The sequence below is a fragment of the Caulobacter sp. NIBR2454 genome (assembly GCF_027474405.1).
Lineage (GTDB): Bacteria > Pseudomonadota > Alphaproteobacteria > Caulobacterales > Caulobacteraceae > Caulobacter.
In genome coordinates, this window is sequence record NZ_CP114871.1 from 917504 (window position 1) to 930526 (window position 13023).

Genomic DNA, 13023 nt, shown 5'->3' on the forward strand with positions numbered 1-13023 from the left:
AATCTGAAAAACTGCCAATAAACGCTTCAGGTGCCGGACAAAAAAATGACACCGGTATCATAGGAAGCGCCTATCTGCTGAGAGCCGCGGTTTAGACGGCTGCGACCTTTTTGTGGGTCGGCGCAGAACCTTGGAGGGGAAGATGAAGAAAGCTCACACGAGCTTGCGCCTCGGCGCGTCCGTTACCGCTTTGACCGTCGCGATGATCGCCGGTCAGGCACAAGCCCAAGACACCGCCGGCGCCGATGAAGTCGAAGCCGTCGTCGTCACCGGCTTCCGTAGCAGCCTGGACAAGGCTCTGAACGTCAAACGCGCTGAAGCCGCCGCCGTGGACTCGATCCTGGCGGAAGACATCGGCAAGTTCCCGGACCTCAACCTGTCGGAATCCATCCAGCGTATCCCGGGTGTGGCCATTGCCCGTGACGGTGGTGAAGGTCGCCAAATCTCGGTTCGGGGCCTTGGTCCGCAGTTCACCCGCGTCCGCATCAATGGCATGGAAGCTCTGACGACTGTCGGTTCGGCCGACTCCTCGGGCGGCACCAACCGTGGCCGTTCGTTCGACTTCAACGTCTTCGCCTCGGATCTCTTCAACTCGATCACGGTCCGCAAGACCGCCGAGGCCTCGACCGAGGAAGGTTCGCTAGGCGCGACCGTCGATCTGCGCACCGCGCGCCCGTTTGACTATAGCGGCTTCAAGATCGCTGCGTCGGCCCTGGCCGGCTACAACGACTTGTCTGAAAATGTCAGCCCGCGCACGGCGCTGATGATCTCCAACACCTGGCGTGACGACACCTTCGGCGCCCTGATTTCGGTGGCCTACAGCGAACGCAAGCTGATCGAAGAGGGGGCCAGCACTGTGCGCTGGGCGCGCGGCAGCGCCTTTGCTCCGGGTTTCCAGTCGTCTACGGCGCCGGGCATCACCCTGGCCCAGGCGAATGCGGCCTTTCACCCGCGCTTCCCGCGCTTTGACGTGTTCAACAGCGAGAACAAGCGTCTGGGCGTAACGGGCGCCCTGCAGTGGCGTCCGACCGACCGTACTTTGATCACCTTCGATGCTCTGTACGCCGACTTCGACCAAACGCGTGAAGAACAGTACCTCGAAGCTCCTGTGTTCAGCACGAGCGGCGTCAACGGCATGGGCGACGTGGACCTGCTGTCGGGCGTGATCAACGGCGACAACACCCTGATCTCGGGGACCTTCAACGACGTCGATCTGCGGACCGAGAACCGCTTCGACAAGATGTCGACCGAGTTCACCCAGTTCACCCTGTCGGGCGAGCACGAGCTGACTGACAAGATCAAACTCTCGGGCGTCGTCGGCCATTCGGTCTCGGATCACAAGAACCCGATCCAGACCACGGTCATCTTCGACCAGCTGAACGTCGACGGTTATTCGTACGACTTCACCAGCCGCATGCCGACGATCGGCTATGGCAACGCGAACTTGACCACGCCTGACGCCTGGACCCTGACCCAAATCCGCATGCGTCCGCAGTTCGCCAAGAACACATACGACACCGTTCAGGGCGACGTGAGCTACCAGCTGAACGAGACCTTCAAGTTCAGCGCCGGCGTCAGCTGGAAGAAGTATGAGTTCGAGACCAGCGAGCTGCGCCGTTCGAACGGCACGACCGCGAATCTGGAGACCTCAATCCCGGCGGCTCTGGCCGCGCTGTCGCGCAGCAGCTTCAGCAAGGTCGTCAACCTAGGCGGGACCAACACGGTCATCCCCGACTATTTTGCGGCGGTGAACGCGCTGAACCTGAACGATCCCAGCCTCTTCCGTCTGGGTTCGGAACCGGCGCTCGGCAATAACCGCGGCGTGGCCGAAGAGTCGACCGGCGCCTATGTGCAGGCCGACTTCGACACCCTGATCGCCGACATGCCGCTGCGCGGCAATTTTGGCGTCCGTTATGTCGAGACCAAGCAAGACTCTACTGGCTTCTCGTCGGTCAGCGGAACGCCGGTCGCCGCCACCGCTGGTCAGAAGTACGACGACACCCTGCCTTCTATGAACATCGTGTTCGAGCCGCGTGAGAACTTCCTCATCCGCTTCGGCGCGGCCAAGGTCATGGCGCGTTCGGATCTCGGCAGCCTGACGCCGGGCTCGACCGTCACCGTGTCGGGTAACGGCTTCGCGGCCAGCGCCGGGAACCCAGCCCTCCAGCCCTTCCGCGCCAAGAGCTACGATCTGGCGTTCGAATGGTACTTCAATCGCGGGGCGCTGCTGTCGCTGGCCCTGTTCAAGAAGGACATCGAAACGCTGGTCCAGACCCAGCAACTGGCCAATGTGCCCTTCAGCGGCAATCCGTTCGGGTTGCCCGACAGCGTCGCCACCGCGGCTTGCGGATCGCGTCCGGCCACGGAATGCGCAGCCACACTGCCGATCTGGAGCTTCACCACGCCGGTCAACACCGATGGCGCGGACCTGAAGGGTCTGGAGATCAACTACCAGCAGCCGTTCACTTTCCTGCCTGGCCCGCTTAGCAAGATGGGCGCGCTGCTGAACTACACCTACGTGAAGTCGGACGTGGACTATGTGAACGGCCAAGGCGTGGTTGTGGCTTCAGGCGACCTGACCGGTCTGTCGCGCAACAGCTACAACGCCACTCTGTATTACGAAGACAGCAAGATCAGCGCCCGCGTCTCGGCCGCCTACCGCGACAAGTACCTGACTCGCGTTCCTGGTCAGGAAGCGGGTACGTCGTTCGACGGGACGAACGAGACGTTTAACGTCGACGCCTCCGTCCAATACACGCTGAACGATAAGATCAAGCTGACCCTGGAAGGCGTGAATCTGACCGACGAGTACTCGGATCAATTCAATGACTCCACCAACCGCATGACCGTGTATCACCACACCGGTCGCGAAATCCTGGTGGGGGTCCGCTACACCTTCTGATCGACCGCGAGGTCTGAGAGACGAGGAGCGCCGGAGTGATCCGGCGCTCCTTTTTCGTTGGGTTCTACTTCAGGCAGTCCAGCGGGGCGGGCCAGTCGATATCGACCAGCAGGGCCCCGGACCGGACCAGGGCGCCGCCGCGCTCCAAGTCATCGGCCCAGTAGCGGTCTTGGTCGTAGTGATCGACCTTTTCGCGAACCAGCGCATGCGCCGCCTCGATCGCCGCCGACGACTTCAGCGGACGATGGAAGTCCAGGCCCTGGGCGGCGGCCAGGACCTCGATACCCACGATGGTGGAGGTGTTCCAGGCCATGTCCGACAGGCGGCGCGCGCCGTGGGCGGCCATGCTGACATGGTCCTCCTGGTTGGCGCTGGTCGGGATGGTGTCGACGGACGCCGGGTGGGCCAGGCCCTTGTTCTCCGACGCCAGGGCGGCGGCGGTGACCTGCGGGATCATGAAGCCGCTATTGAGCCCGCCGTCCTTGACCAGGAAGGCTGGCAGGCCGCCGCTCATCTTCGGATCCACCAGGATGGACAGGCGGCGTTCGGACAGGTTGCCGATCTCGCACAGGACCATGGCCAGCAGGTCGGCGGCGAAGGCCACCGGTTCGGCGTGGAAGTTGCCGCCCGACAGAGCCTCGGCCGGGTCGCTGAACACCAGCGGATTGTCGGTGACCGCATTGGCCTCGATGGTCAGGGTCTGGGCGGCGAAGCGAATGGCGTCCAGCGCCGCGCCCATCACCTGCGGCTGGCAGCGCAAGGAGTAGGGGTCTTGCACCCGGCTGCAGTCCACGTGGCTGTTGCGGATGTCGCTGCCGGCGATCAGATCGCGCAGCGCCTTGGCCACATCCTTCTGGCCCACATGACCGCGCACGGCGTGGATGCGCGGATCGAAGGGCGTATCGCTGCCCTTGAGCGCGTCCACGCTCATGCCGCCGGCCACCAGGGCCGAGCCGAACACGCGCAGGGTCTTGAACAGGCCCGACAGCGCCATGGCCGTGGACGCCTGGGTGCCGTTGATCAGGGCCAACCCCTCCTTGGGCGCCAGCTCCACCGGCGGCACGCCGGCCAGGCTCAGTCCCTCGGCGGCGGTCATGATGTGGCCGCCACGGCGTACCTCGCCCACCCCCATCAGGACCGCGGACATGTGCGCCAGGGGCGCCAGATCGCCCGATGCGCCCACCGACCCCTTGGCCGGCACGCACGGATAGATCTCGTGCGCTAGCAGGGCGAGCATGGTGTCGACCACCTCCAGCCGCACGCCGGAGACCCCGGCCGACAGGCTCATCACCTTCAGCGCCATCATCAGGCGCACCCACTCGTCGGCCATGAACTCGCCGACGCCCGAGCAGTGCGACAGGATCAGGTTCTTCTGCAGCTGGGCCAGCTCGCCGTCGCCGATACGTTCGGAGGCCAGCAGGCCAAAGCCTGTGTTGATGCCATAGACGGTCTTGCCGCTGGCGACGATCGCTTCGACCGTCGCGGCGCTGGCGGCCATGCGCTCCCGCGCCGCCGCGTCCAGGGTCAGGCGCACTGGCCCGTCGTGGATCGCGCGCAGGTCGGCCAGGGTGAAGCCGGCTTCGGAAACGGTGAGGTCGATCATCGGGTCAGCATCGGCAGGTGAAGGTTGTTGGTCCGGGCACAGTCGATGGCGTCCTCATAGCCGGCGTCCGCGTGACGCATGACGCCGGTGGCCGGGTCGTTCCACAGGACGCGGGCGATGCGTTTGGCGGCGGCCTCGGTGCCATCGCAGACGATGACGACGCCAGAGTGCTGCGAATAGCCCATGCCGACCCCGCCGCCGTGGTGCAGCGACACCCAGGTCGCGCCACCCGCCACGTTGAGCATGGCGTTCAGCAACGGCCAGTCCGACACCGCGTCGGAGCCGTCCTTCATAGCCTCGGTTTCGCGATTGGGACTGGCGACCGAGCCGCTATCCAGATGGTCGCGGCCGATGACCACGGGGGCCGACAGCTCGCCGCTGGCCACCATCTCGTTGAAGGCCAGGCCCAGCTTGTCCCGCAGGCCCAGGCCCACCCAGCAGATGCGGGCCGGCAGGCCCTGGAACTGGATCTTCTCGCCAGCCATGTCGAGCCAGCGGTGCAGGTGCGGATCGTCGGGGATCAACTCCTTCACCTTGGCGTCGGTCTTGCGGATGTCCTCGGGATCACCGGACAGGGCGGCCCAGCGGAACGGACCGACGCCGCGGCAGAACAGCGGGCGGATATAGGCGGGCACGAAGCCGGGGAAGTCGAAGGCGTTCTCGACCCCCGCGTCCTTGGCCTCCTGGCGGATGTTGTTGCCATAGTCGAAGGTCGGCACGCCCATTTCGTGGAAGGCCAACATGGCCTTCACATGCTGCGCCATGCTGGCGCGGGCGTCGGCGCGCACGGCGGTCGGATCGCTGATCTTGCGCTCGGCCCACTGCTCCAGGCTCCAGCCGGCGGGCAGGTAACCGTTCGCCGGATCGTGGGCGCTGGTCTGGTCGGTGACGGCGTCCGGCCGCACGCCACGGCGCAGCAGCTCGGGCAGGACCTCGGCGGCGTTGCCCAACAGGCCGACCGAGACCGCCTCGCCCTTGGCCGTCGCGTCCGTGATGATCGCCAGCGCCTCGTCCAGCGTATTGGCCGCGCGGTCGAGATAGCCCGTCTCCAAGCGCTTTTCGATGCGGCTGGGCTGGCACTCGATGGCCAGGATGGATGCGCCGGCCATGGTCGCGGCCAGGGTCTGGGCGCCGCCCATGCCGCCGAGGCCGGCGGTCAGAATCCAGCGGCCGGTTAGGTCGCCGGCATAGTGCTGGCGGCCCATCTCCACGAAGGTCTCGTAGGTTCCCTGAACGATGCCCTGGCTGCCGATGTAGATCCACGATCCGGCCGTCATCTGGCCGTACATCATCAGACCCTTGCGATCGAGTTCGCCAAAATGCTCCCAGGTCGCCCACTTGGGCACCAGGTTGGAGTTGGCCAGCAGCACGCGGGGCACGTCGGCATGGGTGCGGAACACGCCCACCGGCTTGCCCGACTGGATCAGCAGGGTCTCGTCGTCCTCCAGGACTTTGAGCGTCTCGACGATGCGGTCGAAGCTGTCCCAGTCGCGGGCGGCGCGGCCAATGCCGCCATAGACCACCAACTCGTCCGGGTTCTCGGCCACTTCGGGATCGAGGTTGTTCATCAGCATACGCAGCGGCGCCTCGGTCAGCCACGACTTGGCGTTCAGCTGCGGGCCGCGGGGGGCGGTCACCCGGCGGGCGTTTGCGAAGCGGGCGGGCGCGTTCATCTTAAATCTCCGCTGGGTGGTCTGGGTCTCGAAGCTAGAAATGTATATACAAGCTGTCAAACGGACTTCAGGCGGCTGATCGCCGCGCGATAGGCGTCGGCGATCTCGTCCTCGCGGCCATGCCGTCCGCCGATGATCCGCCAGACCCCACCGACCATCACGTCCTTCACCGGATCGGCGAAGCCGCCGAACACCCAGGCGTCCAGCACGTTGTCGCCCTCGCGGCCGAACAGGGCGGCGGCGTCGGTGTCCAGCACCACGATGTCGGCGCGCGTGCCCGGGGCGATGACGCCTGTCGCCCGGCCACTCGACCGCGCACCTCCGGCTGCGGCGGCTTTGTGCAGGCGCACTCCGGTATGAGGCTCGCCCACGCTGGACAGCACATTGCGCTCGCCCGTGATCAGCCGCTGTCCATATTCGAGGAGGCGCAGTTCTTCGGCCAGATTGACGCTCACATGGCTATCCGAGCCGATGGAGATCGAGCCGCTGGCGCTCAGATGAGCCTCGGCCGGAAAGACGCCGTCGCCCAGGTTCGCCTCTGTGGTGGGGCACAGCACGACGGTCGCGCCCGCCGCGCGGATTCCCGCCATCTCCGTCTCGACCACATGGGTGGCGTGAACCAGGTTCCAGCGGCTGTCGACGGCGGCATTGGCCAGCAGCCATTCCACGGGCCGCGCGCCGGTCACCTCCAGACAGCGCTCCACCTCCTTGCGCTGCTCGGCGATGTGGATGTGGATGGGGCTGTCGCCTTCCAGCCCTGCGAGCAGTTGCGCCAAAGCCGCTGGCGGCACGGCGCGCAGGCTGTGAATCGCCGTTCCCATCACGACGCCGTCGGCCTGCAGGTCGCCGCGCAGGCGCAGGAAGTCCTCGACCGAATGGACGAACCGCTTCTGTCCTTCGTTCGGGGCCGCGCCGCCGAAGTCGGAGGTCATGTACAGGGTCGGCAGCAGGGTCAGATCGATGCCCGTCCGCGCCGCCGCGTCGATCACGGCCTGGCCCATGGCCCGGCCGCCAATAGGCGCCTGGTGCAGGTAGTGGAACTCGCAGACGGCGGTGTAGCCGCCCTTCAGCATCTCCACATAGAGCTGGACGGCGATTGCGTTCAGGTCTTCGGGCGTGATGGTGGCGGCGAGGCGGTACATGGCCTCGCGCCACGTCCAGAAGCTATCGCGTTCAGCCCCGCGATGCTCGGTCAGCCCGACCAGGGCGCGCTGGAAAGCGTGGCTATGGGCGTTGGCGACGCCGGGGACGGCCGCGCCCTTCACCGGCGTACCGACGCCGGGACTGTCGGGCGCCACATTGGTGATCAATCCAGCAGCGTCGATGCTCACCGCGACATCGCGGCGCCAACCCTCGGCGGTCAGCGCCTGCTCGTAGTTCCACTGCATGGACGACCCACCAGAACCCTGCTTGTATAGACAAGACAATGACGCAGGACGGATGCGGCGGCAATGCAGGGTGAGTTCGACACGGTCTGGACCGGCGGCCATCTGGCGACCATGGCGGACGAGACCGGTTACGGCGTGATTGAGAATGGCGCCGTCGCCGTCCAAGACGGCCGTATCGCCTGGATCGGCCCGGCTTCGCAGGCGCCTGCCGCCCTCAAGGTCCATGAGCTCAAGGGTGCCTGGCTGACCCCCGGCCTGATCGACTGCCATACCCACCTCGTCTACGCGGGCAGCCGCGTGCGCGAGTTCGAGATGCGGTTGGAGGGCGCGACCTATGAGGAAATCGCCCGCGCTGGGGGCGGCATCCTGTCGACCATGCGCGCCACCCGCGAGGCGACCGAGGACGAGTTGCTCGACCTCGCCCACGCTCGGGCCGAGAAGCTGATCGCCGGCGGCGTCACCACGGTCGAGATCAAGTCCGGCTACGGCCTGGACCTCGACAGCGAGCTGAAGATGCTGCGGGTCGCCCGCACCCTGGGCGAGGAGCGAGGGATCGAGGTCAAGACCACCTTCCTCGGCGCCCACGCCGTGCCGCCGGAGCACAAGGATGACCGAGACGCCTACGTCCGCCTGATCATCGACCAGATGCTGCCGGCCATGGCGGCCGAGGGGCTGGCCGACGCCGTCGACGCCTTTTGCGAAAGCATTGCCTTCACCCCGGCTGAGACGCGGCGGATATTCAAGGCGGCGACCAAGCTGGGCCTGCGGGTCAAGCTGCACGCGGACCAGCTGGGCGATCTGGGTGGCGGCGCCTTGGCGGCGGAGTTCGGCGCGCTGTCCGCTGACCATCTGGAGCATGCTTCGGAAGAGTCGATCGCCGCCATGGGCCGTGCCGGCGTGCCGGCCGTGCTGCTGCCGGGCGCTTTCTACTTTCTGCGCGAGACGGTCGCTCCACCCATCGCCCTGATGCGCAAGCACGGTGTGGGCATGGCGCTGGCGACCGACTGTAACGCGGGCACCTCGCCGATCACGTCCATGCCGCTGATCCTCAACATGGCCTGCACCCTGTTTCGCATGACGCCGGCGGAGGCGCTGGCAGGCGTGACGCGTCACGGGGCGGCGGCGCTGGGCCTATCGGCCACGCACGGAACACTGGTGGTCGGCAAGGTCGCCGATTTCGCTATCTGGAAAGTCGCCTCGCCCGCCGAGATCGCTTACGCCCCAGGCGACAACGCATGCATCGCTACGGTTAAGGGCGGTCAGTTCCTTTGAGCGGCGACGACAGCCTCAAGGCGCGCATCCGACGCCATATCCTGGAGCGGATCACCGCCGGCGCCTGGGCGGCCGGCGACCGCATCCCCTCCGAACACGAGCTGGCCGACGAATTCGGCGCCAGCCGGATGACTGTCCATCACGCCGTACGCGACCTGCAAGGCGACGGCTATCTGACCCGCGCCAAGGGCAAGGGCACCTTCGTCGCTCCGGCGCGGGCTCACGTCATGGCGGTCAAATTGCTCGACATCGCCGACGAGATCGCAGCGCGCGGCGGCCGGCACGAGGCGCGTTCCGTCAGCGCCGAGACTCGTCCGGCCACCATGGCCGAGGCGGCGCTGTTCGGCGCCTCCGCCGGGCTTGTACTGTTCCATGCTGTGGTGCTGCACATCGAGGATGGCGCGCCGATCCAGCTGGAGGACCGGCTGGTCAATCCAGCCATAGCGCCGGGCATCGCCGAGGTCGATCTGGGTCGCGAGACCTACTTTGCCCACCTGATGTCGCGCTTCCCCTATCCGGAGGGAGCCGCGGCCATTCGCGCCCTGGTGCCAGATACGCGCGTGCGCGAGCTGCTATCGATGGCGGATGGCGAACCGTGCATCGAGGTCGAGCGTCTGACCCGACTGCAAGGTCAGGTCGTCACTGCCGTGAGGCTGATCTATCCCGCTTCGCGCTATGCCCTGACCGGCGAAATTCTGCGGCCGACGGCTCTGGGCTAGTCTTCCTCCGCCGTCAGTTCGGCTAGGATCTTTTCCAGGCGGACCAGCTTGCGGCTCAGCCGCCGGTCCATCCATGCGCCCCAGGCCACCGCGCCGACAATCGTCAGCAGGCTCAGCCCAATCGCGAAAATCGTATCGTCACTTCTCGCTCGCCCCAGACTCGGGTGCAGCGTGATCGCCGTAAGGATGATGAAGACGATGGCCCCCGCGGACATGTAGTAGCCTGATCGCGCTCGTCGGATGGCGCTGCGGGTTTGGACGATTTCGGACTTCAGGGCTGCATCGACGGTTCCCGCCCGCGTCTCCCAAGGCGCTCTGGCCACCCAGAAGGCGACGGTCAGACCGAAGAGCACGAACGCCAGGCCGCCCAGGCCCATGATCACACCCGCCGCCGTACCCTTGGCTATAGCCGAGATCGCTATGCCCGCGACGGCGAGGCACAGGATCACATCAGCGGCTGCCTTGAAGCGGGCGACCAGCGCCCGGCGCTTCAGCCTCGCCCGCATCCTTGTAAGGTCGAAGGCCTCCGTCGTCGCCGGCTCGTCGCGCCAGGCGTCCGCCAGATGGTTCCATTCGGGATCGGAGGTCATGACCGCTCCTGCCGTTGCATCGCCTCACGCAGGGCCGCCTTGGCCCGGGTGAGACGGATCGAAACCGCGTTGGCCCCCACGCCCAAGACGTCGGCGATCTCGCTGGGGGTGAAGTCTTCCAGGGTCAGGACGGTGACCTGGCGAAGGGGGAGGGGCAGCGCGCGCACCGCCCGCATCAGCCGTTCGCGCTGCTCGCTACGCTCAACCACGTCGTGGGCTGATGGAGCATCTAGCGCCAACTGCTCGTCCAGCTCGACGGTCCTCGGCGCTCGCGCGTGGCGCGCCACGTGATCGACGCCGCGATTGTGCGCCACCCGCGCTGCGAACGTGCGGACCGAGGCCTCGCCTCGCCAACCCGGCAAGGCGCGCCAGACGGCCATCAGGATATCCTGCTGCAGTTCGCGTCGAGCCTCGGGATCAGCTTCATAGCTGGCCGCGATACGGCGGATCATCGGGCCGTGCTGGTCCGCGACCTCGTCGAACAGCGCCTCGATATGGGGAGCGCTCAATATCGCCTCAGGCGCGGCGGAAGGGGCCGGTGACCTTGGCCCAGATCTGTCGGCGCGCCTGGACGACGCTGACGCCGAGCACGGCGGCGACCGACCAGAACAGGGCTTCGGTGGCTATGGCCGCGGCTACGACGAGGCCTAGGCGGAGCGGCCTTTCGACGTCGAGCGCCAGGCCGACGCCCAAGGCGATCCAGGACGCCAGACAAGCGACGCCTACGACCCCCAACAAGATTTTCTTCCAGTTCATGTCGCGCTCCCGATCATGGTCTGATGGGAATAGTCGGGGCGGACACGGATTTCTTTCAGGCGGCGTCTTCGCTGTCGCCGGTTTCATCCGCGGCCATGGCGCGAGCCAGGCGGACGAGGGCGCTGCGGGCCCGGGGCGACTTCAGCTCGGAGAAGCTCTGCAGCAGCTCCATGGCTCCCGTTTCGCCTAGGATGGTCCATTGGTCGGTCGAGGCGCCTTCGTCCTCGCCCACCAGCCATGCGACGCTGGTGCCCAGCAGGCCGGCGATTTGCACCAGCTTGGAGGCCGAGACGCGGTTCACGCCGCGCTCATATTTCTGGATTTGCTGGAACGTCAGACCCAGTTGCTGGGCCACATGGCTCTGGCTCAGGCCCTGCACCTTGCGGCGGGCGCGGATGCGGGCGCCGACGGCGACATCGATCGGGTCGGGGCCAAGCATTTCTTCAGAAACGGACACACACAACTCCAGAAGTCAGATTGTTTCGGAGGGTCGCTAAACGCGTAGCGACCCTATGCCAAAGCTCGACAACGAAAGCGAGCCCCCCTGACTACGGCCCGACTACGCGTGACCTTGTGTCGCTCCGCCGGGTCAGGTCTTAAATCGACCAGCGGAAACCACGGGAGAATCCGATGACGCACGACACGTTGCTGGCGATCGACCAGGGGACCAGTTCGAGTCGGGCCATAGTCTTTTCCACCTCGGGCGAAATCGTGGCGACCGCCCAGCAGCCGTTTGAGCAAATCTTTCCCGCTTCCGGCTGGGTGGAACATGATGCGGAGGTCATCTGGGCCACCACCCTCACGACGGGTCGGCAGGCCTTGCGCAAGGCGGGCGCAGGCCGAACGCCAAAGGCCGTGGGCATCACCAACCAACGCGAGACGACAATCGTCTGGGACCGCCGCACGGGCGCTCCGATCCACAACGCCATTGTCTGGCAGGACCGCCGCACCGCCCAGGTCTGCCGCGACTTGGAGGCGCAAGGTCACGAGGCGATGGTGACCGAGCGCACGGGGCTGCGTCTCGACCCCTATTTTTCCGCCACCAAGCTGGCCTGGATTCTCGATCACGTTGACGGCGCAAGGGAAGCGGCCGAGGCGGGGCGCCTGGCGTTCGGCACTGTGGACTGCTTCCTGATCTGGCGTCTGACAGGCGGCAAGGTCCACGCCACCGACGCCACCAACGCCAGCCGCACGGCCCTATACGACATCCGCAAGGGATGCTGGGATGCCGACCTCTGCGCTCTGTTCAGGGTGCCCATGAGCGTACTGCCCGAAGTGCGCGACAGCGCCGGCGATTTCGGTGTCACAGACGAGGACGTCCTGGGTGTCGCCCTGCCGATCCGCGGCGTGGCGGGTGATCAGCAGGCGGCCCTGGTCGGTCAGGCCTGCTTCTCTGCAGGAGAGGTCAAGAGCACTTACGGCACAGGCGCCTTTCTGGTCCTCAACACCGGCGAGGAACTGGTGCGTTCGCAAAACCGCCTGCTGACCACGATCGCCTATCAGGTCGGGGGCAAGGCGACCTACGCGCTCGAGGGCTCCATCCTATCGGCGGGCTCCACCATCCAGTGGCTGCGCGACGGGCTGGGCCTGTTCTCGCGCGCGTCCGAGGTCGAGTCCCTGGCGCGGTCGGTCGGCGATACGGGCGGGGTCTATCTGCTGCCGGCCTTCACGGGCCTCGGCGCGCCTTACTGGGATCCTGACGCTCGCGGCGGCATCGTCGGTCTCACCCGCGCCAGCGGCAGGGCCGAGATCGCCCGGGCTGGGCTGGACAGCGCCGTCTATCAGACCCGCGACCTGCTCGACGCCATGGCGGCCGATGGCGTCGCGCCGACCCGTTTGCGCGTGGATGGCGGCATGGCCGAGAACGGCTTCTTCCTGCAGCGTCTGGCCGACATCCTCAACTTGACCGTGATCCGCCCAAAGGTGACCGAGACCACGGCCTTTGGCGCTGCCGCCCTGGCAGGGCTGGGCGCCGGGCTGTTCGGATCACTCGACGACATCGCCGCGCTCTGGAAGAGCGATGTCGAGTGCGGTCCGCAGATGAAGGACCAGGCCCGAGACGCCGAGATCGCCGGCTGGCGCGCCGCCCTGGCGCGGGTTCGCACCTAGGGCTCCAGGCG

At 66.5% G+C, this 13023-nt stretch carries 11 protein-coding genes; 4 read left to right on the forward strand and 7 right to left on the reverse strand.

Annotation, left to right across the window (positions count from 1 at the left end):
• The first annotated feature begins 142 nt into the window (after positions 1–142).
• Positions 143–2902 carry a TonB-dependent receptor gene (locus O5K31_RS04475; RefSeq protein ID WP_269716122.1) on the forward strand — a complete coding sequence of 920 codons (2760 nt, stop codon included), beginning with the start codon at positions 143–145 and terminating at the stop codon, positions 2900–2902.
• 64 nt (positions 2903–2966) lie between these two features.
• Here the strand turns inward: O5K31_RS04475 and hutH are convergent, their stop codons facing one another.
• The 3 genes from hutH to O5K31_RS04490 are packed head-to-tail and all read right to left on the reverse strand — an operon-like array spanning position 2967 to position 7566.
• A complete protein-coding gene (gene hutH / locus O5K31_RS04480; protein WP_269716123.1) occupies positions 2967–4505 on the reverse strand; it encodes a histidine ammonia-lyase in 1539 nt (512 codons plus the stop codon).
• Positions 4502–6178 carry a urocanate hydratase gene (gene hutU, locus O5K31_RS04485; RefSeq protein WP_269716124.1) on the reverse strand — a complete coding sequence of 559 codons (1677 nt, stop codon included), beginning with the start codon at positions 6176–6178 and terminating at the stop codon, positions 4502–4504. Before hutU ends, hutH begins: the two co-directional genes overlap by 4 nt.
• Positions 6179–6234: 56 nt before the next feature.
• Complete coding sequence (locus O5K31_RS04490) at positions 6235–7566, reverse strand: formimidoylglutamate deiminase (protein ID WP_269716125.1); 1332 nt, start codon at positions 7564–7566, stop codon at positions 6235–6237.
• A 63-nt stretch (positions 7567–7629) separates the two neighbouring features.
• Here O5K31_RS04490 and hutI point away from each other — a divergent pair, with 63 nt between their 5' ends.
• Positions 7630–8838: an imidazolonepropionase gene (hutI, locus tag O5K31_RS04495; RefSeq protein ID WP_269716126.1), complete on the forward strand. Its 1209-nt coding sequence runs from the start codon at positions 7630–7632 to the stop codon at positions 8836–8838.
• Positions 8835–9557 carry a UTRA domain-containing protein gene (locus tag O5K31_RS04500; RefSeq protein WP_269716127.1) on the forward strand — a complete coding sequence of 241 codons (723 nt, stop codon included), beginning with the start codon at positions 8835–8837 and terminating at the stop codon, positions 9555–9557. The genes hutI and O5K31_RS04500 overlap by 4 nt, the downstream gene beginning before the upstream one ends.
• Here the strand turns inward: O5K31_RS04500 and O5K31_RS04505 are convergent.
• Genes O5K31_RS04505 through O5K31_RS04520 form a run of 4 tightly spaced genes read right to left on the reverse strand, consistent with a single transcriptional unit; the run spans position 9554 to position 11360 of the window.
• Positions 9554–10147: a hypothetical protein gene (locus tag O5K31_RS04505; protein ID WP_269716128.1), complete on the reverse strand. Its 594-nt coding sequence runs from the start codon at positions 10145–10147 to the stop codon at positions 9554–9556. The genes O5K31_RS04500 and O5K31_RS04505 overlap by 4 nt on opposite strands.
• On the reverse strand, positions 10144–10656 hold the full coding sequence (locus O5K31_RS04510; protein WP_269716129.1) for a sigma-70 family RNA polymerase sigma factor: 513 nt from the start codon (positions 10654–10656) through the stop codon (positions 10144–10146). The genes O5K31_RS04505 and O5K31_RS04510 overlap by 4 nt, the downstream gene beginning before the upstream one ends.
• Before the next feature lie 7 nt (positions 10657–10663).
• Complete coding sequence (locus tag O5K31_RS04515) at positions 10664–10903, reverse strand: hypothetical protein (protein WP_269716130.1); 240 nt, start codon at positions 10901–10903, stop codon at positions 10664–10666.
• Between the two features lie 55 nt (positions 10904–10958).
• The gene (locus O5K31_RS04520; RefSeq protein ID WP_269716131.1) at positions 10959–11360 is read right to left on the reverse strand and encodes a helix-turn-helix domain-containing protein; all 402 of its coding nucleotides are present in this window, start codon (positions 11358–11360) and stop codon (positions 10959–10961) included.
• 173 nt (positions 11361–11533) lie between these two features.
• Between O5K31_RS04520 and glpK the strand changes: the two genes are divergently transcribed.
• Entirely contained in the window at positions 11534–13012 is a 1479-nt protein-coding gene (gene glpK / locus O5K31_RS04525) for a glycerol kinase GlpK (RefSeq protein ID WP_269716132.1), read from the forward strand.
• Positions 13013–13023 lie beyond the last annotated feature (11 nt).